Source organism: Kribbella sp. NPDC051952 (assembly GCF_040680855.1).
Lineage (GTDB): Bacteria > Actinomycetota > Actinomycetes > Propionibacteriales > Kribbellaceae > Kribbella.
Map to the genome: position 1 here is coordinate 105,785 of NZ_JBFAXQ010000018.1, position 22,600 is coordinate 128,384.

Genomic DNA, 22,600 nt, shown 5'->3' on the forward strand with positions numbered 1-22,600 from the left:
TTGGTGATCTAGGAGTAGTCGGCAATGAGCGTGGGCCACCGATCTTGAGCCCACGCGAGCCAGGTCGTCCACTGTCCAGGCGGCCCAAAGCTGTCTACGCCGGCAAGCTCGGCGTCGTCGGGTGCTTCGAACTTGGTACGCCAGCTAACAACGTCCGCCTCAGGCATCGGAAAGGTCTGAGGCATGCTGGCCTCGCGGTGCGCGATGCGGGCGAGCTGAACGTCCAGGTCAACGGGCAGATAAACCACCTGACACGGCACCCCGACTTGGTCGGCCAGCCAGCGCAGCGCCGAACGATCGTCCCGGCTCCAGAGCCCGAAGTCGAGCACGACGCTGGTTCCCAGCCGCAGTGTCCGCAGCGCCGCCGTGATCATCCAGCCTTCAAGCAGATCACGCTTGCCCTCAGCCCGCAACGAGGTACCGAACAAGGAAAGGTGCCACTCGTCCGGAGTAAACCGCAGCGCATCGTGAGCCCTAGCCAGCTCTTGAGCCCGCGTCGTCTTCCCAGCCCCAGGAAGCCCAACCATCAAGAACAGCGTGACCCCAGACATCACCAAGTCCCCCCAAACATCCCACCAACGCAAGCCTTCCCCAACGCCATGACCAGGCCCGGTCCGACGCAGCGGCAGTCACCGTACCGCGCCCCCTAATAACCCAACCCCACCACGCGAGGCCCAGCACGACCGAACGCCCCACACATCCCACGAGGCCGCACTACGACCGAACGCCCAACAAACGCCTGGTCCGGCAGGCAATCCATCGGCTGTGCCTTCGAAGGGATATCCCTTCGCGTTGGGGGTTCTCCCCTCCCACACCAGCAGAGAACCCACAACCCAAGCGGACATCCCCTCCTGTTGCGTTGGGGTCAGAGGGGCTGAGGAATCTCCGGAGCTGCGTACGACGAGTCGTGCAGGCCGGTCGTCTCACGCGGACTCAGCCGAAGCCCACCAACTGCTCGCGTGATCACAGTGAGCCGCCGGATCACACCCCACGCTCACCACCCTGCGCGCACGCCGCCGGATGAGGCCGAAGGGTTGTCGCCGCGGGGCGGTGCCAACCAGTTAGGTGCCAACCGGTTAGAGGTAGCGGTCGGCGTGGTCGGATTGGACTTGGGCTACTAGGTCTTTTACTCGTTCTCCGTCGGAGAGGGGGCAGACCATGGTGACGTCCTGGGTGTGGACGATGATGTGGCTTTGCAGGCCCACCGCGGCCACAAGGTGATCAGGGTCGTCGGTGACGATGATGTTGTTGTGGGAGTCGAGCAGGCAGCTCAGCGTCGTACCGTCGGTCCGGTTGCCCTGGTCGTCCGCGTCGTACGTCCCGGCCAGCGCAGCCCAAGAGCCAACGTCCAGCCAGTGCACAGGCATCGGTACGACGACAACGTCAGCATCGACCTTGCCCTGCGAGGCCGGCTCCATCACCGCGTAGTCGACGCTGATCTTCCGCAGGTTCGGGTACACCGATGCCAGCGTCTCGTCACGCGAAGGGGTGTCCCACACGGACGCGACCTCACGCAACCGAGCCGCCGACTCCGGCAGGAGCTCGTCGAGGACGCTGAGTACAGTCTCGGCGCGCCAGACGAACATCCCGGAGTTCCACCAGAACCGCCCCGTCGCCAGGTACTCCTCAGCGGTCGCGCGATCCGGCTTCTCCCGGAACCGGTCGACCACGAACGCGGAGGTCCCGGCAAGAGCCGAGCCACGCTCGATGTACCCGAGCCCGGTATGCGGATGGGTCGGCTCGATGCCGAACGTCACCAGCGATCGGCCCCGCTGCTCGACGACCGCGAACCCGTTCTCGATCGCCTCCTGGAACTTGTCCTCCGGGCTGATCAGGTGATCCGACCCGACGAACGCGACCACCGCGTCCGGGTCGTTGCGCGCGACCACGGCAGAGGCCAGGCCGACCGCGTTCGCGGTGTCGCGGCGGGCCGGTTCACCGATGATGTTGTGCGCGCCGAGCTCGGGAAGTTCCTTGCGCACCACCTCGGTGTAGGCGCCGACCGTGCAGACGTAGATGTTCTCCGGCTCGACCAGTCCGCGCAGGCGGTTGTACGCCACCCGGAGCAACGACTCCCCGGCCGCCAGCGGAAGCACCTGCTTCGGCCGGTCGTCCCTCGACAGCGGCCACAGCCGTGTCCCCGAACCTCCGGCCAGGATCACCACGTTTCGCATGAGGAGAGACCCTACCGGTCCTCGCCCAACACCGGCGGCATCCGGAGATGCGCCAGGTCCGGCGGTACTGGGGACGTGGTCCGCCAGAAGTGGTCGGACTCGCCGTCGAGCGCGGTGGCGGGCGCATCCGTGAGCCGGAACCGATCCCGCAGCCGCCCGTAGAAGTCGGTCGGACGTAACCGCACCAGCCGAAGCCGCCGAGGCGATCCGTACACCCCGATCCAGTCCCCCGGATCGAGCACCCCGCGCAACTGCCCGTCGATACTGACCGCGGCCGGACCCGAGTGCGGCAACACCCGCAACGCGACCGGCTCGTCCGGCGCCGTGACGACCGTCCGGTTGAAGGTCATATGCGGCGCGACCGGCGTGAACACGATCGCCTCGGTGTTCGGCGACAAGATCGGCCCACCCGCCGCGAAGCTGTACGCCGTCGACCCGGTAGGCGTCGCCACGATCACCGCATCGGCCGAGTACGACGCCAACAGCCGGCCGGCCAGATACACCCCGAGCGCCACCTGATGATCGCGGGCCAGCTTCTCCAGTACGACGTCATTCAGCGCCGTCACGTCCAGCGCCACACCCCACCCGTCGTCCTGGGCCAACTCCGGACGCACCGCCGGCGGCGGCAACGCAGGACCGTGCCCGTACCGCAGCAGCGACTCGATCCCGCTCGGGATCTCCAGCGGACGCGAGGCCCGCATGGTCAGCGTCATCCGCTCCTCGATGGTGGCACCGCCGTGATGCACGGCCTCCAGCGCCTCCTCGACATCGCGGCAAGCGACCTCGGTCAGGAATCCGACCTTGCCGAGGTCGACGCCGAGCACCATCGCGTCGTTCTTCGCGGCGATCCGGGCGCCGCGCAGGAACGTACCGTCACCGCCGAGCGTGACGACGAGATCCGGGTCGCCGGCGTGATGCAACTCGTCCATCCCGCCGCGCCGGTCCTCGTGCGCCTTCCACACGTCGATGTCGGTGCAGCCGATGTCATGATTCGCGGCCCACTCACGCACGGTCGCGGCGGTCTGCACCGCCACCGGACGCCCCTCGTGCACAACCAGCCCCAGCCGGCGCACTGCCACGACAGACCACCTCCAGACGGGTTCCTGGCTACACGGTAGCCGCCCCAGGACAACCGGCGAGGAGACTAGCGCTCCGGTGATTCCGCCTTCGCGGCGCTGACGATCGGGTCGGTCTCGTCGTCGAACTCCCCGATCACCTCCTCCAGCAGATCCTCCAACGCGACCACCCCGACCGGCTGGTCCCCATCGCGTACGACGGCCAACTGCGAACGCTGATCGCGCATCGTCCGGATCGCCGTCGCCACCGGGGTCCCGGCAGCCAGCTCGAGTGGCGCGGTCATCAGGTCCGACGCCTGCAGCGTCGTACCACCGCCGGTGGTCGCCCGGGCCGCATCGCGGACGTGGACGATGCCGCAGATCGTCGTACCCGAGCTGACGACCGCGAGGCGGGAGCGGCCTTCGCGGCGGCTGGTCAGCTCGACCTCGCGGGCGGTCGCGGCTGCGGGAACCGTCGAGAGCTGGGCGATCGGCGTCATCACCTGGGCGACCGTGGTGTTCTGCAGCGCGAGCATCGCGGTGAGCAGATCGTGCTCGGGCGCCGCCAAGGTGCCGTGCTCACGGGAGGACTCGATCAGCAGGCGCAGTTCGTCGGGGCCGTGCGCGTTGGCCAGCTCGTTCTGCGGAGTCACTCCGACCAGCCGGACGCAGAGATTGGCGAACCAGTTGAGCACCAGCAGCAACGGACGGAAGACCCAGGTGAACGCGCGGAACGGCAGCGCGAGCACGAGAGCCGACCGTTCGGGATCGCTAATTGCCCAGGACTTCGGAGCCATCTCCCCGAGCAGCACGTGCAGCAGGCCAATCCCTGCGACCGCGATGATCAGCGCGATGACATGACCGACGCCTTCAGGAACATGCGCCAGCTCGAACAACGGATGCAGCAGGTGCGCGACCGCCGGCTCGCTCAACGAACCGAGGCCGAGGGTGCACAAGGTGATGCCGAGCTGCGCACCGGCGAGCATCACCGACAGCTCGCTGACGCCGGCGATCGCGGCCCGGGCCGAGCGGCTGCCGGACGCAGCTGCCTCCTCGAGCCGGTGTCGCTTCGACGCGACCAACGCGAACTCGGCGGCGACGAAGAAGCCGTTCAGCGCCAGCAGGACGACCGAGATGATCAGGGCGAGCGTCGTACTCATCCGATCCGCTCCATCACGACGAGACCGGGCACGCGCCGCTCGATGGTCCGGACGATCAGCCGGACGAACTCGGCCGGGATCGGCCGCCCGTCGTGGTCGATCCGGTGCGGCAGTTCGACGACGAGCTCATCGCCGACCGCCGGGATCCGGCCGAGTCGCGCCATCACCAGACCGGAAACCGTCTCGTAGTCGTCGTCCTCCGGCAGCGCGACCCCGGTGGCCTCCGCGACCTCGTCGAGCCGCCAGCGGGCCGGCACCACCCACGACCCTTCGCCGCCTTGCACCAGCTCGCTCTCCGGCAGGTCGTCCTCGTCCCGGATCGGGCCGACCAGCTCCTCGGCGATGTCCTCGAGCGACACGATCCCGGCGAATCCGCCGTACTCGTCGACGACGATCGCCAGCTGGCGACGGGCGGTCCGGAGCCGTTCCAGTACGGCGGGCAGCGGCAGCGTCGACGGTACGACGACCGGCGGCGACGCCAGCGATCCGACCGCGATGGAAGCCCGGTCGGCCGGCTCGAGCTCGACCACGTCGCCGATCGCGACCACGCCGATCACCTCGTCGACCGACTCGCCGATCACCGGGAACCGGCTGTGCCCGGTGTCCTGCAGCTCGACCACCCGGGTCAGCGGCTCCTCCCGGTGCATGACGACCACGTCGACGCGCGGGACCATCGCCTCCTCCGCGGTCCGGCCGCGGAAATCGAGCCCACGGTCGAGCAGCCGCATCGTGTCCTGGTCCAGCAGACCCTGCTCGTACGACGTGACGATGATCCGGTCCAGCTCCTGCGCGGTCGCGCCCTGCGGCAGCTCCTCGACCGGCTCGATCCCGACCCGGCGCAGGATCCGGTTCGAGGCCGAGTCGAAGACGTGGATCAGCGGGCCGGCCACGGTCAGGTACATCAGCGTCGACCGGGACAGCGCGAGCGCGATCCGCTCGGCCTTCGCGATGGCCAGGTTCTTCGGGGCCAGCTCGCCCAGCACCATCTGGATGATCGTTGCCAACAGCAACGCCAGGATCACCGAGACCGACGTACTCACGGCCGTTGGAACGCCGGCCGATCCGAGCACGTGCTCCAGTCCCTCGCCGAGATAGGGCTCGGCGAAGTACCCAGCCAGTAGGGCCGTGATGGTGATGCCGACCTGTGCTCCGGACAGGACGAACGAGAGCCGGGACGTGACCTTCAGCGCGCGGGCCGCGGCCGCGTCACCGTCGTCCGCGAGGGTCCGCAGCCGGCTCCGGTCCACCGCGACGTACGCGAATTCCTGCGAGACGAAATAGCCCGTGGCAACGGTCAGCACGAGGATCAGCGCCAGGCCGGCCAGGATCAACATGTACAGACCTTATGAGAACTCCAGCTGCTGGAGTACCACAGGGTCCGTGGCGTCGAGCCCAGACCGGCAGGCCGGCGGGACCTGCGGACCGCCCTCTCCAGCGCGCTGTCAGGCCCGGTAATGGGCGGCAGTGAGGCGGAGTCGCCTGAAATCACCCGCCTGGCTGTGGCGCTTTCACGGAGTGGACGGCTTGGTTTCGTCGACGGGCTTGTCGGCCTCGACCGCGGGCTTCTCGTCCTCGTTGCGGGCCTTGTTGAACTCGTTCATCGCGCGGGCCGCGTTCTTGGTCAGCTCGGGCAGCTTCTTCGCCCCGAACAGGAGTACGACGATGACCAGGATGACGATCCATTCGCCGCCCTGTGGCAGCTCCAGCAGTGGCACCATGACAAGCCTTCTTTCCGCGAATCCCCCACCACGGTACGTCGGCCCGCGAACCGTAGGCTGGGCCATATGTCACGAGTCCTGCCCGAGTTGTTCGCGACCGCCGTCCGCCGCGACGGCGCCGCCCCGTTCCTCACCTACTACGACGACGTGACCGGTGAGCGGATCGAGCTGAGCGCCGTCACCACCGCGAACTGGGTCGCCAAGACCGCCAACCTGCTCGTCGACGAGTACGACCTGGAGGCCGGCGAGACCGTCGCGATCGGCCTGCCGCCGCACTGGCTCGGTGTGGTCTGGGCGCTGTCCACCTGGTCTGTCGGCGCGTCCCTGACGAGTGGCAAAGGCACGCTCGCGATCACCGGCCCGGACCTGAGCGTGCACGGCGAGCGGGAGACCGTCGCGTCGGCGTTGCTGCCGCTCGGCGGGCGCTTCCGCGAGCCGTTGCCGGCGGGGATCCAGGACTACGGCGCCGAGGTCTACAACCACCCGGATGTGTTCGTCCCGTTCGATCCACCGTCGCCGACGTCACCGGCGTACGACGAGCTGACCCACGAGGACCTGATCAGTACCGCGGAGCCCGTCGCCGACCGGATCCTGGTCACGCAGGACCTGGTCGCGCGAGAAGGTGTCGGACTGCTGGTCGGGGTGATCTCCGGAGGTGGTTCGATCGTCCTCTGCCGCAATCTCGACGCCGCGAAGCTGGAGCGCCGGGTCGCGGACGAGAAGGTCGATCGAGTGGTGGAGGGGTAGCGTGCAGCGATTCGAGGGACAGGTAGCGCTCATCACGGCGGGAGCGCAGGGAATCGGGGCGGCCGTGGCGCGGCGGCTCGCGGACGAGGGTGCATCGGTGGTGGTGACCGATCTCCAGGAGGACAAGGTCGCCGAGGTTGCGGCCGGGATCGGCGCGCAGGCTCTCGGGGTCCGGCTCGACGTGACGAACCGGGACGACGTGGACGCCGCGGTCGCGGCCGCCGTGGAGCGGTTCGGGCGGCTGGACGTGGTGGTGAACAACGCCGGCGGCTGCATCGTCTCGACGGTGCCGGAAGACACGAGCGCCGAGGAGTGGCACCAGCAGCTCGACCTCACGCTGGTCGGTGCGTCCCGGTGCATCCAGGCGGCGCTCCCCCACCTGGTCAAGACCCGCGGCAACGTGGTCACGATCAGCTCGGTCAACGGACTCGCTGCCTTCGGCAACATCGAGTACGCCGCCGCGAAAGCCGGCCAGATCGCTATGACGGTCAACTATGCCGCCCGGTACGGCGGGCTCGGCGTCCGCTTCAATGTGGTTGCCCCCGGCACCATTCGTACGCCGAACTGGGACAACCAGCCGGACACCCTGGAGCGGTTCGAGAAGCTGTATCCGCTGGGCCGGGTCGGTGAGCCAGAGGACATCGCAGCCGCGGTCGCGTTCCTGGCATCCGACGACGCCGCGTGGATCACCGGTCACACGTTGCCGGTCGAAGGCGGCGTACTCACCGGGCCGCGCAGCGAGGTGATGGACCTGACTCCGTCGGGTCCTTTCAAGAAGGACTACTAGAAGTTGAACCAGTAGGCCACGCGCAACGGCAGTCCGGGTACGGCGAGGCCGAACCAGAGTGCCCGACGCACCACGCAGGTCCCGCGATGTCCGCGCACAACCTGCTGAACGAGCGCGCCCACGGCAATGGCCGCGAGCACCCCGAGCAGGCTCCACCCGAACACCGTCCAACCGCCGATCACCGACCCCACGCCGAGCGCCAGCCACAGCACGCCACCGATGAACGACGCGGGACTCCACAACGCGTCCCGCGACCGCCACGGTTGCTCGACGGGTCGCCCGCACCCACACACAGCTAGTCCTCTGGTTGCAGGGCTTTGGCCTGCGCGAGGGCAGCGGGGTCGCCGGTTGTGCGATGGACCCCGAGCAGCGCGTGGGCCTGTTCGAGTTGGTTGCCGAAGGCACCCCAGTCGGCGGCTGCCCGCGCGAACCCGCTCGCGGCGGTCTCGGTGTCGCCACGGTACTCGGCGAGCAGCGCCTGGACCGTCGTCGTCGCGTACTCCCGCATCTGCAGCACCGGCTCCACGAAGTCCGCGAGTGCGGCCGCCGCCTCGACGTGACTCACTGCCAGCGCCGCCCGCACCAGCGATGGCAGCCGGGCATCGAATTCGAGGCTGCCGCGCAGGTCGGGCAACGAAAGGAGCAGCGTGAGCACCTCGAGTACGCCGTCCCGGTCGCCGTCGAGCGACCGGGTCATCGCCGCGGGCGAGGCCGCGATGGCGATCAGATCCGGCCAGCCTGCGTCCACCGCCAGCCGATAGGCCTCCTCGGCTGCCTCCCGGCCCGGCAGGGCGGACTCGACCTGCGCCACCGCCAGCGCCGCGAGGACCTCGATCCGCCGCAGCGTGTTGAACGCCGGTCCAGGGTGCTCGAGCTGGGCTCGGCACGCCGCGACGGCCTCGGCCGGCCGGGCCGTCTCGATCAGCAACTGCAGGACGGCACAACCGATCTGCTGCTCCATCTCGGCCAGCCGGCGCCGGGCGGCGAACTCGCGCGCGGCGTCCAGCTCGCCCAAGGCAACGACGGGTCCTTCGATCAGCCACAGCACCCAGCCGTAGTTCAGCCAGGTCACCGCCGTGTCGCGTCCCTGGCCGAGCTCGAGCAGCGCCGCCAGGGCCTCCTTCACATCGACGAGTCCACCGGCGTCGCCCTGACCGATCCGGGCAAGCCCTCGTGACTCCAGCGCCCGCTGCGGTACGGCGTACCCGTACTCGGTGGCCATATCCAGGGCCCGGTTCGCCGAGATGACCGCTTCCTGCCGGCGGCTCGCGACCATCTGGATGCTCGCCCGCCCGGCCAGCAACTGCACGAGGTCCTCACTCGGCCCGAGCTCCTCGAGCATCGCGACCGCCCGGTCCACCGTCGCCAGGCTCTCCTCCATGCTGTTCAGCGAGTACGTCGAAGCCCGCAACGCGCGGGCCAATCCGCGGACGTCACCCGACGCCTCGAACCCGGCGATCGCCTCACGGAACGCGGTGCGCGCGTCATCGAGACGGCCTTCCAGGAACGCTCCCCAGCCCCAGCGGGCCATGATCGCCGGCCGCTCCGGATCCCCTGGCGGGGTGAGCGCCAGCGCACGATCGAGCAGTCCCATCGCCTCGCCCGCATCGAGGTTCATCGCCTGCTCGGCCGCGATCAGCTGGAACTGGCGGGCCCGCGGCGCGATCTCCGCGACAGCGTCTGTGTCCCCGACGGCGGCGGCGAGATCGATCGCGGTGGACAGGTGATACGCGATCAGGCTCGGAGTCTCGGCCTGACAGGCAGGACAGCGCAGCTCGAGCCAGTCGGCGGCGGCGAGGTGCCGGGACGAACGGGATGCTCGCGGCACCTGGCTGTAGGCGACGTCCCGGGTCAGCGCGTGCCAGAAGGTGTACTCGTGCTGGCCCAGCATCGACGAGCGACGGACCGGACGCACCAGCTCCTTGCGCGCCAGTTCCTGCAGTTCGTGGACGACCTCAGCCGGCTCCCGGCCGGACACGGCCGCGACAGCCTCGGCCCAGAACACCCGGCCGATCACAGCAGCATCGGCGAGTAGCGCCTTGCGATCGGGAGCCAGCGTGTCCAGCCGGGCCGCGATGAGTGCGGCAATACCAACGGGCAGCTCGGCGGAGGCAGCTCGGTCCGGGCCGCAGTCGGCGACGACCCGGGCGAGTTCTTCGGCGTACAAGGGGTTGCCGTCGGCCCGTCGTACGAGTCGCCGGCGGGTCTCGTCGGGGATGTCCTGGCCGGCGAACATCTCCATCAGGAGCTGGTCGGTCTCGTCGGCCGACAGCGGCGAGAGGCCGACGGTCAGCGAGTTCTGTACGCCGCGGGTCCATTGCGGCCCGCGCTCGAGCAGCTCGGGCCGGGCGGTGACGACGACGAGCAGCGGCAGGTCGGTCAGCCATTCGGCCAGGTGGTCGACGAACGCGAGCATCGCGTCCGTTGCCCAGTGCAGGTCCTCGAACACCAGGACCAGCGGTGAGCGCTCGGCGAACGACTCCAGCAGCTCACGCCAGGCCGCGAACGACTCGTCCTGCGTCACCGACTCCGACGAGCCGGACCGTTCGACGCCGACCAGTGGTCCGACCCGGGCGCGCAGCCAGGCCCGGTCGGCGCCTTCGAGAAGGATCGTGTCGAGCTTGGCGGCGACCTGTGCCGGCGGATCGGTGTCCAGGACGCCGGCCTGGACCTTGAAGATCTCCGCGATCGGCCCGAACGGCGTCTCGCCGTACGGCAGGGACCGGCCCTCACGCCAGATGACGAGTTCGTCGTGCCGATCCAGCCAGGCACCGAGCTCGGCGACCAGGCGCGACTTGCCGATGCCTGGTTCGCCGAGCAGCGTGACGAACTGCGGTACTCGTTCCGCGATGGCCTTCTCGAACGCCGTGCACAGCAAGGTCAGATCGCGCTGCCGGCCGACCATCGGCGAACTGAGGTCGCGGATGACGTCCGAGCCGAAGCGGGCCCTCGGCGGGCCGGCCTGCCAGCGTTCGACCGGGTGGCTGATTCCCTTGGCCACAACGGGTTCCAGCTCTTCGTAGTCGAAGACCCGGCTCGTCGCGTCGTGGGTGCCTGGCCCGGCCACGACCGCACCGATCGGTGCCGAGGCCTGCAACCGGGCGGCCGTGTTGACGACCATGCCGGTGACGAACGGTTCGCCGAGCTCGGGGCGTGCGTTCAGCTGAACCAGCGCCTCGCCGGTCTCGATACCGATCCGGACCTCCAGCGGCCCGTCCGGCAGGGCGTGGACCGCGTCCAAGATCGCGAGGCCGGCCCGGACCGCGCGTTCGGCGTCGTCCTCCCGGGATCGCGGTGCGCCGAAGACGGCCAGGATCGCGTCCCCGGCGAACTTCTCGACGGTCCCGCCGTACCGCTCGACCGTCTGCCGCAGGGTCGAGTGGTACGGCGCCAACCAGCGGCGAACGTCCTCGGGGTCGGCGGACTCCGACGCCGTGGTGAAGCCGACGAGGTCGCAGAACAGCACCGAGACGATCTTCCGCTCCTCGGTCATCACGCCCCCGGGTCGTTCGAGCCGATCGGCTCAGCTCTCGGTCTCGAGCCGGCGGATCCGGGCGGTCAGGGCCTTCAGCAGCGCCTGGGCGACCTCCGGGTTCTCCTTCACGACCGGCTCGAACGCGAGCGCCGACAGGGCGAACGTGCTCAGCCCGTCCGGCCCGGCCACCACGGTCGCGGACCGCGGCAGGCCGTCGATCAGCGAGATCTCACCGAAGTAGTCGCCCACCTTCAGCGGCTCGCGGGAGACCCCGTTGACCTCCACGTCGGCCGAACCCGCCAGCACGATCTGCAGGCCGGCGTCGCTCGCCCCCTGCTCGACCACGTGGTTGCCGCCCTGGACCTTGAGCGTGGTGCCACGCTCGATCAGGTCCGACAGCGTGTCCTTGGACAGCCCCTCGAAGAGATCGATCTTCGCCAGGAACTGCGGCAGGCTCTCGTAACTCATGGATCGCACCCCTCGATCGTGCCCGCACCCGCGGGCAGCTCAGTGAACTGCGCCACAGGCTACAACCGGGGAGGAGCGCCGACCACGATTTCAGCCCTGAGGCCAGGCCTCCCAGGCGGTGGCGAACATGTCGTCGACCGTGTAGGTGTTCTTCCAGTCGAGATCCCGGGCCGCCAGCTGGCCGTCGGCGACGACCCGGGACGGGTCGCCGGGGCGGCGTGGGGCCTCGCCGGGGGTGAAGTCGATCCCCGTGACGCGGCGGGCGGCGTCCATGATCTGGCGGACCGACGTGCCGGTGCCGCTGCCCAGGTTGTAGACACGCTCGAGCGTCTTCCCCGAGTCCAGCGCCCGGGCGGCCGCGACGTGAGCGCGGGCCAGGTCGGCGACGTGGACGTAGTCCTTGACCGACGTACCGTCCGGCGTCGGGTGGTCGGTGCCGTAGATCTGCGGCACCTTCCCCTGGGCCAGCAGGTCACACACGATCGGGAACAGGTTGTACGGGCTGGCGTCGTACACCGACGGGTCCCCGGAGCCGACCACGTTGAAGTAGCGCAGCGAGGTGTGGTGCAGCTCGGTCGCGGCGGCCTGGTCCCGGAGCAACCACTCCCCGACCAGCTTGGATTCGCCGTACGGGCTCTGTGGGTCCGGCGGCGTCTGCTCGGTCACCACCTCGTCCTTCGGGGTGCCGTAGACACCCGCGCTGGACGAGAAGACGAGATTGCGGATCTCCTTCTCCGCCATCGCATCCAGCAGTGACACCATCGCGGTCACGTTCTGCGTGTAGGTGTGCAACGGCCGGTCGACCGAGACGCCGGCGTACTTGAACCCGGCCAGGTGGACGACGCCACTGACCCCGTCCAGCGCACCGCGCACCGCCGTACCGTCGAGCAGGTTGGCCTGCACGAACGGCACGCCGTCCGGCACGAACTCGGCCTTCCCGCTCGACAGGTCGTCGATCACCACCACATCGATGCCGTCAGCAAGAAAAGCGCGCACCACGTGCGCTCCGATATACCCGGCACCACCAGTCACAAGCCACGTCATGTCCCTGATGGTGCCACCTCGGCCCGGCCCGGCACCCGCAAACGGGCCGAACCCGTACCAGTCAGGTCCTCATCACCTGGCGGATCTTCGGGGTGAGCAGGAAGGCACCGGCGTACAAGAGGGCCGCGATGATCAGGAGGCCGTCGAAGCCGATGATCAACGCCGCGTACTCGAGACAGCCGCCGAGCATCGCACCCAGGAGGTTGGCGCCGAACGACGCGGTGCCGTCCTCGGTGTCGGTGAAGCGCTTGGCGAAGATCACGTTCGCGGCGAAGATCGGCAGGAACGCGATCAGGACCGCCACCAGCGCACGCAATCCGACCGGCATCGACAGCAACCACTCGTCGGGGAAGAGCCACGACAGCAGCAGTCCGCCGAACAGGATCGCGAACATCACCTTGATCGGTGGAGTCTTGAACCGTCTGGTCACTTCGACCGCGGCCAACACCGCCACCAGTACGCCGGCGAACACGATCGCGTTCACGACCCACGTCGTACCGAACAACAGCGCGAAGCCGGTGATGCTCTTCGTCTCCAGCAACATGAAGCCGGCGCCGAGCAGGAACAGGTCGGCGTACGGGCGCATCCGCCGGTACGACGATCCGCCGCCGGCGATCCCGACTCCGATCAGACCGGCGACCAGGATCAGGCCCATCGTGACCAGATAGAGCGACGGGATCCGATCGGTGAACAGATAGAGGAACGGGCGGTTGTCGGTCGCCGGCGGCGGCGTGATCGCCGACGGACCGGGCCACGTCGCGGCACACGTCTGGTCCTGCTCGGTCAGCCCGACCGTGACGACCGCCTGCTGCAGACCGTCACCGATCTTGTCCACACACGGCTTGTGACCGAACGCTTCCTCCGCCGTCGAGGCCAGCCGGTCGATCAGCCAGGTCTCGCGGTAGTAGTTGTACATGGCAAAGGCACCACCGGGGTTCAGGTGGTCCTTCGCCGACTCGAACGCCTGCTGGGTGAACAGGTAGCTCTCCAGCCGCAGCGAGCTCGCGCCGTTCACCAGCGTCAGCGAGTCCGGCAGCGCCAGCAGGATCAGGTCGTACTTCTTGTCGGTCCGGGACAGGAACGCCCGGCCGTCGTCGATGTGCGAGGTCACCCGCGGGTCCTGGTACGGGTGGTCCGGGTGCAGGGCCTTACCGAGATCGCGGATCCGCGGGTCGATCTCGACCGCGTCCACATGTGTCGCGCCCTTCTTCAGCGCGATCGCCACGTCCGACCCGGAACCGGCGCCGATGATCAGGACGTTCTTCGGCGTCTTCCCGACGTTCGCCCGCTCGTACGGCAGCCCGTACTGCGGCTCCCACTGCAACCGTGCGTCGGCGGGGATCGCCTGCTGGTGCGGTACGCCGTTCACCGTGATCGTCAGCAGCGGCACACCTTCGAACGTGTACTGCTTCGTCTGCACCTTGTAGTACGGCGACCAGCTGTTGTCCGGCCGGGTCGACTCATGGAAGAGCACCCCGAGCATCACGATCAACGGTGACAGCACGAGCGCCGCACTCACCCCGGTCGCGACGACCCGGCGACCGGAACCGAGCGCGGTCCGCGGAATCATCAACGCGGCGAACGTCACCGTCACGATCGCGCCCCACCAGATCGGCGGCGCGCCCAGGAACGACAACCCGGTGAAGCTCACGATCCCGACCAGGCTTCCGACCAGGTCGTAGCGGTACGCCGTCAGTCGCGGCAACTCCGCGAAACACCGCCCGACCAGTTCGGCCGGTCCGGCCAGGACGACGGCGGCCGCGATGAAGATGACCGGCAGGATCACCCAGACCGGCGGACCGGTGGTGTTCAGGCTGGTGAAGTAGATGACGCTGGACGAGCTGCCGCGGTTGACCGTGACCGGCTTCCACGCGATCACCAGGACCAGCAGGCCGAGCATGATCGGTGAGTAGTACGGCAGCCAACGGGCCCGGCTGGACCGGAGGATGCCGATCCCGATACCGAGGAACGAGCCGAGCAGGACGAAGTTCGAGAAGTAGCTGAGGTGGACCACGTTCGAGCCGGTCCAACGGATCAACGCGAGCTCGGTGAAGAGCATCAGCGCACTGGACGCGACCAGCCTGGTCCGGACCCCGAAGGGGCTCGGCCATCTCGTCGTACTGACTTGGTCAGTGGAGGAGTCGACTGCCATGCGGGGCGACGTTACCGGATAACCAAGTGGTCTGCGTCACCCCGCAGGAAACGTGACAGAGCGTCAGTGCCGCCGCGCAGCAGGTTTGGCCAGCTCACAGCCGGACTTGTTCAGGTCGATCGTCCGGGTCGCGGTCAGGCAGGTGTAGAGCCACCAGGTCTGCTGGCCGTACGCCGCACCCTGGTCGACGGTGATGTTGCCGTTCTCATCGACCTCGCACGGGTTGTTCAGCGTGCACTGCTCGCCGTCCTCGTTACCGGTGTTGTTGACGCCGATGACCTCACCGGTGGAGGTGCTGACGATCGGTGAACCCGACGTACCGCCGATGGTCTCGCACCCCGGCTGCTGGTACTTGATCGAGCTCTTCATCACCCAGCCGGCCTCGCGCAGCTCGGGAATCGTGGCCTGCACCGAGCAGGTGTAGATGCGCTTCCAGTAACCGGAGACGACCGCCATCCCGGCGCCGCTGGCCGGCGGGGACGTGGCCAGCGTGAGCGGCGTGACATTCAGCCGGGAGGCGATCGCGGCGTACGTCTCGGTCAGCCGGTACAGCGTGATGTCGGTCTTCGTCATGGTCGAGTACAGGACCTGGTTGGCCCGGACCGTGCCCGCGTTGCTGGAGTCCGGCCTGAGCAACGTGAACGAGCGGCTGGAGGCGCGGTTGACGATCACCTGGCCCGGACTGGGCATGCCGCCCTCGAAGCAGTGGCCGTTGGTCAGGATCAAGGCCGGGTCGGTCGACTGCGATGCGGCGTACCGGACGAGCGAACCGGAACAGTTGCTCAACGCAGCGATCCCGGCGAAGTCGGCACCCGGTGCGCGCACGGCAGGTTCGGAGGCCTGGGCGGAACCGACGCCGATCAGCGTCGTACTGACGGCCGCGGTGGCGGCCAGAAGGGTTCGGAACAGTTTCATGGGCGGTTTCCTGTCCTCACAACTGGATGTGGTTGGGCACTTGGTATCCGATCCGTCCGCCGACCACCATCACAACTGTGTGAAACCACCCGAACACAGGGTGTCTTCACGGGTTTTCCTGCACTGAGTGAGCAGGCTGCTACTCTTCGTCTCCGGGTCCGCCTCCGCTCGAACCATCGCCTCATCCGGCACGTCGTACCGATGAGGGTGGGGACGACAAAGTACGGTTGGCAGAGCTTGCCGTACGGAGAACGGAAGGACGTCATGCCGCAGGAGAAGCCTGACCTGCGCACTCTCGGCGAGCCGGTGCGGTTCAAGCGGGCCTTGACGCTGGTCCTGATGACGCTGGTGCTGCCGGGATCCGCGCAGATTGTGGCCGGCAGCAAGCGAGCCGGACGGTGGGCCTGGCGCGTGCTCGCGGGCCTGATCGCGATTGTCGTGTTCCTGGTGCTGCTCGGACTGGTCTGGCGGTCCGGCACGATCAACCTGATGGCCCGGCCGGGTACGTTGCGGACCGTCCAGGTGCTGCTGATCCTGCTCGCGATCGGATGGGGCGCGCTCTTCGTCGACGCGTACCGGCTCGGCCGGCCGCTGACGCTGGAGCGGAACCACCGGCTCATCACCAGCATCCTCGACGGCATCCTGGTCCTCTCGGTCGTCGGCGCACTGATCTACGCCAGCGTGATCGTGAACACCCAGCGCGACTTCGTCGCCAGCGTGTTCGGCAACGGGCAGAAGTCCAAGGCCGAGAAGGGCCGCTACAACGTGCTGCTGATGGGCGGCGACTCCGGCGCGGACCGGATCGGCACCCGGCCGGACAGCATGACGGTGGCCAGCATCGACGCGGACACCGGCCGGACCGTCCTGATCGGCCTGCCGCGGAACCTGGCCAAGGTGCCCTTCCCGGCCGGTACGGGGATGGCCAAGCAGTTCCCCGACGGCTTCAAGTGGAAGAACTGCGGCGCCGAGTGCCTGCTCAACGCCGTCTACACGTACGCCGCCAACCACAAGAGCCTGTTCCCCGGCGACCCGAACCCTGGCGAGACCGCGACCACCCAAGCCATCCAGGCGGTCACCGGGCTGAAGATCAACTACTACGTGCTGATCGACCTGGCCGGCTTCCGCGACCTCCTCAACGCGGTCGGCGGCGTCACCCTGGACATCGGCAAGCGGGTCCCGATCGGCGGCGGCACCTCACCGATCAAGGGCTACATCGAGGCCGGGAAGAACCAGCACCTGGACGGCTACCACGCGCTCTGGTTCGCCCGGTCCCGGGCCGAATCGTCGGACTACGAGCGGATGACCCGGCAGAAGTGCGTGATGTCGGCGATGCTGAACCAGCTGTCGCCGCAGACCGTGCTGACCAAGTTCCAGGGCATCGCCTCGGCCAGCAAACAGGTGGTCAAGACCAACATTCCGGCCGGTGAGCTCGGTACCTTCACCGACCTCGCGCTGGACGCGAAGAAGCTGCCGGTGTCAAGCTTCTCCGCGGTCCCGCCGTTGATTCACACCGGCGATCCCGACTTCGCGCTGATCCGAACCAAGGTCGGCGAGGCGATCGCGAGGTCGGAAGCGCTGGACAAGGGCGGCTCAGGAGGAGACGGTAAGACTTCGAGTACTCCGCGTAGTACCACCAGCAAGCCGACCACCGGTACCACCAAGAAGCCGAGCAAGTCTCCGACGAGCTCATCCACACCACCCGCCAACGGCGTCGACGACGTCGCTTCGATCTGTAAGGCCTGACCTGATATGCCGCTGTCCCACTGGCCACCCGTGTCCGTCGTGATACCCGTCCTGAACGAGGAACGCCACCTCGAGGAAGCTGTCGGCCGCGTTCTCGACCAGGACTATCCCGGCGAACTCGAGGTCGTCCTCGCGATCGGCCCGAGCAAGGACCGGACCCAGGAGATCGCGGACAAGCTGGCCGACCGCGACCCGCGGATCAGCATCGTGCCGAACCCGACCGGCAAGACGCCGGCCGCGCTGAACGTCGGCATCGCGCACGCCAAGCACGACATCCTGGTCCGGGTCGACGGCCACGGCGCCCTCACCGACGGGTACATCACCCGTGCGGTCGAGGTGCTGGACGAGAGCGGCGCGGACAACGTCGGCGGCGTGATGGCCGCCGAGGGCCGGACGCCGACCGAGATGGCGGTCGCCTGCGCGTACCGGTCCCGGTTGGGTTTGGGCGCCTCGACGTTCCACCAAGGTGGCAAGGCCGGACCGGCCGACACCGTCTACCTGGGCGTGTTCCGGCGGGCCGCACTGGAGCGTGTCGGTGGCTTCGACGAGACCATGCACCGGGCCCAGGACTGGGAGCTGAACTACCGGATCCGCAAGACCGGTGGCCTGATCTGGTTCACGCCCGACCTGTCCGTCACCTACCGGCCGCGCTCGTCGCTGTCGGCGGTGGCCAAGCAGTTCTTCCACACCGGCCAGTGGCGCCGTGAGGTGATCCGCCGGCACCCCGAGACCGCGAACAAGCGCTACCTCGCGCCGCCGGTTGCGGTGATCCTGCTGGCACTCGGCACGATAGTCGGCATCATCGGCCTGATCACCGGCAGCAGCTGGCTCGACCTCGGCTTCCTGGCCCCGCTCGGCTACGCGGTTCTCCTGCTGGCCGGCTCGGCCTTCGAGGGCCGCTACCTGCCCTGGAAGGCGCTGGCCTGGATGCCGCTGGTCTGCGCCACCATGCACGTGTCCTGGGGCCTCGGCTTCCTCCTCGGCCTCCGCGAACAGCCAAAGGCGGTCTAGCCGCTTCTGGTCGACTTGATGTAGGCGGCGACGACTTCCTCGACGGGACCGTCGAGGCGGAGCACGCCGGCGTCCAGCCAGAGGGCGCGGTTGCAGGTCTCCTGGACGACGTCGAGGCTGTGGCTGACCAGGAACACCGTGCCGGCCTGGTCGCGCAGTTCCTTGATCTTGCGTTCGGACCGGACCCGGAACTCCGCGTCGCCGGTCGCCAGCGCCTCGTCGACGAGCAGGATGTCGTGCGTCTTCGCGGACGCGATCGCGAACTTCAGCCGCGCCGCCATCCCGGACGAGTACGTCGACATCGGCAGGTCGATGAAATCGCCGATGCCGGAGAACTCGACGATCTCGTCGTACCGCTGCTGGACCTCGGCCGAGGACATACCCATCGCGAGACAGCCGAGGACGACGTTGCGATCGCCGGTGAGGTCGTTCATCATCGCCGCGTTGACACCGAGCAGCGACGGCCGGCCGCCGGTGTAGACGACTCCCGATGCGGGCGGCAACAATCCGGCGATCGCGCGCAACAGCGTCGACTTGCCGGAGCCGTTGCGGCCGATCACACCGATCGCATCGCCCTTGTAGGCAGTGAAACTGACGTCCTTGACCGCGTGCACCTCGCGGATCGTCGGCCGGTCCTGCCGCTTCAGGATCCGCCGGAACGCGGTCGCCGCCGTCCCCTTGCCGCCCTGTCCGGCGATCACCTTGTAGATGATGTCGACGTGGTCGGCGATGACCGTGGGCTCAGCCTCTCCCATAGCGATCCTCCGCACGCCAGAAGTAGACGAAACCCGCGGCCAGCATCACGACCGACCAGACGATCGCGATCGTCCACGCGTGCGGCAACTGATTGCGCTCGTGCTCCTCGAGCAGCGAACGCCGGACGATGTCGATGTACGCCGAGATCGGGTTGAACGCGAGTACCTGGATCACCCAGCCCGGCGCATCGACCTGGTTCAGCTTGGCCGGCAACGAGAAGAAGATCCCGGACGCGTACAGCCAGGTCCGGGTGACGAACGGCAGCAACTGGCTGATGTCCGACACGAACGTCCCGATCCGCGCGAACACCAACGTGATCCCGACATTGAACATGACCTGCAGCAGCAACGCCGGTACGACGAGCAGCCAGCGCCAGGCGAGTCCGTCGGTGAAGCCGACGATCACGAACAGGATCCCCAGCGAGACGAGCATCTGGTTCAGCTCGTTCAGTACGTACGCCAGCGGCAACGTCGCCCGCGGGAAGTGCAGGGTGCGGATCAGCGACAGGTTCAGCGCGAGTGAGCGCGAGCCCTCGGTCATACAGCGCTGGGTGAAGGTGAAGACGAAGATCCCGCTGAGCAGGAACGCGACGTAGTTGTCGATCCCGTTCTTCGTGCCGAGCAGGACGCCGAAGGCGAGGTAGTAGACCGCGGCGTTGAGCAGCGGGGTCAGCACCTGCCAGATCGAGCCCAGGCGGGCTCCGGCGTACATGGCGTAGGTCCGGGCGGCGGCGTAGCTGAGGACGAACTGGCGACGGCTCCACAGCTCGCGCAGGTACGAGCCGAGTGACGGGCGGATCGAGCTCTTGGAGAGTCCGTAGCGTTCGGCCAGCGCCGCGGGGCCGGTCGCCCCGGTCGGCCCGGTCGGCACAGCGGCGGTTGGCATTGCGCCAATCTACTGCGCTGTGTGACGCCGCCGTGACTGAGGTCGATCCTGGGTCAGGCGATCAGACGGCTCCGCAGCCGGTCGAGATCCTCCGTCGTCAGGCCACCGTGCCGCAGGTAGGCCTCGGCGCCGCCGTACTTTTCGTCGAGATGACGCAGAATCGCGACCAGCGACTCGGCCCGGGTATCGCGGAACTCGATCATCTCCGGATGCAGCGAGACGTCCGGCTCGGCCGCGAGTTGTCTCTCCAGCCAGGGCGCGAGTCGTGCCTGGGTGAGGAAGTAATCGGCGACGATCGCGTCCTCGGGTACGCCGGCGATACTCAACGCCAGCGCGACCACCATGCCGGTCCGGTCCTTGCCGCCGTGACAGTGCACGACGACCGCGCCCTCGGGTTCGTCCGCGATCGCCTTCACGGCGGCGGCGAACAACTCCGGCCGGCGGTCGAGCATCCAGGTACAGGCCTCGATGATCGTCGGCTGCCCGTGCTCGGGGTCAGCCGGATCCTGCAACGCCTGCCGGACCGCGAGAGGCGTCCCGGTGAACGGCGTCGGCGCCTCGGCAACCTCGCGATCTCCCCGCAGATCCAGGATCCGGCTGACCGGCGACCGCCGTACCGCCTCGACGCCCTCGGGAGTCAGGTACTGCAGACTCTCGGAGCGGATCAGTACGCCTTCGCGGATGGTGCGACCGTCGGCGGTCTTCAGACCGCCCACGTCACGAGCGTTCGGGCACCCCGGCCAGTCAAGATCCATGCCCCCATCCAAACAGATGTCGCGTCAGCGATCCTGCGGACGGTTCGGGTTGGGTCCCGGGTTGTAGGGCGGGGGTGGGGGGAAGGTCTGGTTCGGATAGTTGCCTGGGGCACCTGGTTGGTACGGGAACGGGTTCGGTGGGCCGCCCCGGCGGCGGTTGCGGACGATGCCGATGGTGAGCAGGACCGCGCCGAGGATGCCGAAGACCAGGAGGGAGCCGATGGCACCGAAGATCGACACCACGAACCCGACCACCGAGGACCGTGGACCGGCGGCGTACGTCGCGGCCGTCTGGTCATCGGTGCACGAGATGCTGTAGTCCCCCGCCGGTACGACGTCCACCGACCGGGCGACGACGTACCAGGTCTCGTCGTTGATCGTGATCTGCTCCGACCCGGTCGGCTCCTTCAGCGCTACGTCGGCACCCGAGGAGTCCTTCGCCTCACACGGCGGCGTGGGCACCGGGATCGACGCGTAGATCGTCAGCCCTTCCTTGTTCAGATGGACCACACCGCTCTCGATCGACAGCGGCGTCCGTGGCGCGGTCGCGACGATCCGGTAGACGAAGAACCCGGCCAGACCGGCACCGATCACGAAGCAGGCGATCGCGATCCAGGTCAGGGTCTTCTTCTTCGCCGGCGCGGGCGGGCCCGAGTAGGCCGGCTGGCCGGGATAGGTGCTCATACCGGCACGCTATCGGTTCCGGCTACGGTACGCCGAGCAATCGCAGGCCGGCCGCGACCACGGCGGCCGCGACCACGACCAGCACGAAGGGCGCCTTGCGCCACGCCAGGACACCACCGACCAGCACCCCGGCCGGGCGCGCGATCCCCGCCGGCCCATGGCCGTCGGTCAGTGCGGAGGTCGCGACAAGCGCGGTGAGCAGGACGATCGCGGCTGCGGCCAGGAGTTGCTGCGCCCGCTCCGGAATCTCGAACCGGCTGCGCAGGATCGGCCCCGCGAGCCGGAACGAAATGGTGCCTACAGCAAGGACTCCGATGCCGACCAGCGCCAGTGGGGTATTCATCGGGCCACCTCCGCCGCGGGTTTCTCCGCGCGATAGAACAGCAGGCCGGCCAGCGCGAGTAGCACCGGTAGACCGGCCGGCAGGAACGGCGTGACCGCCAGCGCAACAACGGCTCCGATCAAGGCCGCCGTACGCGTCGAACGATCGCGTAGGGACGGCAGCACCAACGCCAGCAGGACCGCGGGGAACGCGGCGTCGAGGCCGAACACATCGGTGTCGGTGATGACTGACCCGGCCAAGCCACCGATCACGACGCCGATGTTCCAGCAGACGAAGATGCCGATGCCACCGGCCCAGTACGCCGCCCGCTTCTGCTCGAGCTCCTCCTGGCTCAACGCGAAGGCAACGTTCTCGTCCGTCATCAGGTGACTGCCGGGCAGCCGCCGCCAACCCCGGCCGATCACATCACTGACCGCCAGCCCGAACGCGACGTGCCGGGTGTTGATCAGCAGGCCGCCGATCATGGCGGCGATCGGACTGCCACCGGCCGCCACGATCCCGACGAAGAGGAACTGCGACGCACCCGCGAACACCACGATCGACAGCAGGATCGGCATCCAGAGCGGCAGCCCGCCGCCGACGCTGATCGCGCCGTACGACAGACCGACGACGCCGTCGGCCAAGCAGACGAGCCCGATGTCGCGGGCCAGGCTCCTGTCGAGTGTTCGCCAGATCGAACGCATGGGCATTATGATGAACAGCGCACCGCCCGTTCGTCAAGCCGAACG

At 68.3% G+C, this 22,600-nt stretch carries 22 protein-coding genes; 4 read left to right on the forward strand and 18 right to left on the reverse strand.

What is annotated here, in order from left to right:
• Nucleotides 1-8 precede the first annotated feature (8 nt).
• From AB0L70_RS29205 to AB0L70_RS29230, 6 genes are all read right to left on the reverse strand, one after another.
• Nucleotides 9-551, reverse strand: coding sequence for an ATP-binding protein (locus tag AB0L70_RS29205; protein WP_363689718.1), 543 nt, complete (start codon nucleotides 549-551; stop codon nucleotides 9-11).
• 525 nt (nucleotides 552-1,076) lie between these two features.
• A complete protein-coding gene (locus AB0L70_RS29210) occupies nucleotides 1,077-2,174 on the reverse strand; it encodes a mannose-1-phosphate guanylyltransferase (RefSeq protein WP_363689720.1) in 1,098 nt (365 codons plus the stop codon).
• A gap of 11 nt (nucleotides 2,175-2,185) precedes the next feature.
• The gene (locus AB0L70_RS29215) at nucleotides 2,186-3,253 is read right to left on the reverse strand and encodes an NAD(+)/NADH kinase (protein ID WP_363689722.1); all 1,068 of its coding nucleotides are present in this window, start codon (nucleotides 3,251-3,253) and stop codon (nucleotides 2,186-2,188) included.
• Nucleotides 3,254-3,318: 65 nt separating this feature from the next.
• Entirely contained in the window at nucleotides 3,319-4,389 is a 1,071-nt protein-coding gene (locus AB0L70_RS29220) for a hemolysin family protein (protein ID WP_363689724.1), read from the reverse strand.
• Nucleotides 4,386-5,723 carry a hemolysin family protein gene (locus tag AB0L70_RS29225; protein ID WP_363689726.1) on the reverse strand — a complete coding sequence of 446 codons (1,338 nt, stop codon included), beginning with the start codon at nucleotides 5,721-5,723 and terminating at the stop codon, nucleotides 4,386-4,388. The genes AB0L70_RS29220 and AB0L70_RS29225 overlap by 4 nt, the downstream gene beginning before the upstream one ends.
• A gap of 174 nt (nucleotides 5,724-5,897) precedes the next feature.
• Nucleotides 5,898-6,107 (reverse strand): twin-arginine translocase TatA/TatE family subunit, encoded by a 210-nt coding sequence (locus tag AB0L70_RS29230; RefSeq protein WP_363689728.1) that lies wholly within the window; start codon nucleotides 6,105-6,107, stop codon nucleotides 5,898-5,900.
• A 66-nt stretch (nucleotides 6,108-6,173) separates the two neighbouring features.
• Here AB0L70_RS29230 and AB0L70_RS29235 point away from each other — a divergent pair, with 66 nt between their 5' ends.
• Both AB0L70_RS29235 and AB0L70_RS29240 read left to right on the forward strand, forming a co-directional pair.
• On the forward strand, nucleotides 6,174-6,854 hold the full coding sequence (locus AB0L70_RS29235; protein WP_363689730.1) for a TIGR03089 family protein: 681 nt from the start codon (nucleotides 6,174-6,176) through the stop codon (nucleotides 6,852-6,854).
• A 1-nt stretch (nucleotide 6,855) separates the two neighbouring features.
• Nucleotides 6,856-7,641 (forward strand): SDR family NAD(P)-dependent oxidoreductase, encoded by a 786-nt coding sequence (locus AB0L70_RS29240; RefSeq protein ID WP_363689732.1) that lies wholly within the window; start codon nucleotides 6,856-6,858, stop codon nucleotides 7,639-7,641.
• Here AB0L70_RS29240 and AB0L70_RS29245 read toward each other — a convergent pair.
• The 6 genes from AB0L70_RS29245 to AB0L70_RS29270 all read right to left on the reverse strand — a co-directional run bounded on the left by AB0L70_RS29245 (nucleotide 7,638) and on the right by AB0L70_RS29270 (nucleotide 15,695).
• Entirely contained in the window at nucleotides 7,638-7,934 is a 297-nt protein-coding gene (locus AB0L70_RS29245; RefSeq protein WP_363689734.1) for a hypothetical protein, read from the reverse strand. The two genes, AB0L70_RS29240 and AB0L70_RS29245, sit on opposite strands and share 4 nt — an antisense overlap.
• A 2-nt stretch (nucleotides 7,935-7,936) precedes the next feature.
• Nucleotides 7,937-11,134, reverse strand: a complete 3,198-nt coding sequence (locus AB0L70_RS29250; RefSeq protein WP_363689736.1) for an AAA family ATPase — start codon at nucleotides 11,132-11,134, stop codon at nucleotides 7,937-7,939.
• 30 nt (nucleotides 11,135-11,164) lie between these two features.
• Complete coding sequence (locus tag AB0L70_RS29255; RefSeq protein WP_363689738.1) at nucleotides 11,165-11,584, reverse strand: cyclic nucleotide-binding domain-containing protein; 420 nt, start codon at nucleotides 11,582-11,584, stop codon at nucleotides 11,165-11,167.
• Between the two features lie 90 nt (nucleotides 11,585-11,674).
• On the reverse strand, nucleotides 11,675-12,628 hold the full coding sequence (gene galE, locus AB0L70_RS29260; protein WP_363689740.1) for a UDP-glucose 4-epimerase GalE: 954 nt from the start codon (nucleotides 12,626-12,628) through the stop codon (nucleotides 11,675-11,677).
• Between the two features lie 61 nt (nucleotides 12,629-12,689).
• Nucleotides 12,690-14,780, reverse strand: coding sequence for a spermidine synthase (locus tag AB0L70_RS29265; protein WP_363689742.1), 2,091 nt, complete (start codon nucleotides 14,778-14,780; stop codon nucleotides 12,690-12,692).
• A 63-nt stretch (nucleotides 14,781-14,843) separates the two neighbouring features.
• Entirely contained in the window at nucleotides 14,844-15,695 is an 852-nt protein-coding gene (locus AB0L70_RS29270) for a serine protease (protein ID WP_363689745.1), read from the reverse strand.
• A 264-nt stretch (nucleotides 15,696-15,959) separates the two neighbouring features.
• Between AB0L70_RS29270 and AB0L70_RS29275 the strand changes: the two genes are divergently transcribed.
• Together AB0L70_RS29275 and AB0L70_RS29280 are read left to right on the forward strand one after the other, a co-directional pair.
• On the forward strand, nucleotides 15,960-17,438 hold the full coding sequence (locus tag AB0L70_RS29275; protein ID WP_363689747.1) for an LCP family protein: 1,479 nt from the start codon (nucleotides 15,960-15,962) through the stop codon (nucleotides 17,436-17,438).
• A gap of 12 nt (nucleotides 17,439-17,450) precedes the next feature.
• On the forward strand, nucleotides 17,451-18,449 hold the full coding sequence (locus tag AB0L70_RS29280; RefSeq protein ID WP_363689873.1) for a glycosyltransferase family 2 protein: 999 nt from the start codon (nucleotides 17,451-17,453) through the stop codon (nucleotides 18,447-18,449).
• On the opposite strand, the gene AB0L70_RS29285 is transcribed toward AB0L70_RS29280, so the two are convergent.
• From AB0L70_RS29285 to AB0L70_RS29310, 6 genes are read right to left on the reverse strand one after another with little or no spacing between them, the layout of a single operon-like run.
• Nucleotides 18,446-19,204, reverse strand: a complete 759-nt coding sequence (locus AB0L70_RS29285) for an ABC transporter ATP-binding protein (protein ID WP_363689749.1) — start codon at nucleotides 19,202-19,204, stop codon at nucleotides 18,446-18,448. The genes AB0L70_RS29280 and AB0L70_RS29285 overlap by 4 nt on opposite strands.
• Entirely contained in the window at nucleotides 19,191-20,090 is a 900-nt protein-coding gene (locus tag AB0L70_RS29290; protein WP_363689751.1) for an ABC transporter permease, read from the reverse strand. Before AB0L70_RS29290 ends, AB0L70_RS29285 begins: the two co-directional genes overlap by 14 nt.
• Nucleotides 20,091-20,143: 53 nt before the next feature.
• Nucleotides 20,144-20,845: a tyrosine-protein phosphatase gene (locus AB0L70_RS29295; protein ID WP_363689753.1), complete on the reverse strand. Its 702-nt coding sequence runs from the start codon at nucleotides 20,843-20,845 to the stop codon at nucleotides 20,144-20,146.
• Between the two features lie 24 nt (nucleotides 20,846-20,869).
• On the reverse strand, nucleotides 20,870-21,529 hold the full coding sequence (locus AB0L70_RS29300) for a hypothetical protein (protein WP_363689756.1): 660 nt from the start codon (nucleotides 21,527-21,529) through the stop codon (nucleotides 20,870-20,872).
• A gap of 22 nt (nucleotides 21,530-21,551) precedes the next feature.
• Nucleotides 21,552-21,872, reverse strand: a complete 321-nt coding sequence (locus AB0L70_RS29305; RefSeq protein WP_363689758.1) for an AzlD domain-containing protein — start codon at nucleotides 21,870-21,872, stop codon at nucleotides 21,552-21,554.
• Nucleotides 21,869-22,555 (reverse strand): AzlC family ABC transporter permease, encoded by a 687-nt coding sequence (locus AB0L70_RS29310; RefSeq protein WP_363689760.1) that lies wholly within the window; start codon nucleotides 22,553-22,555, stop codon nucleotides 21,869-21,871. The genes AB0L70_RS29305 and AB0L70_RS29310 overlap by 4 nt, the downstream gene beginning before the upstream one ends.
• Nucleotides 22,556-22,600 lie beyond the last annotated feature (45 nt).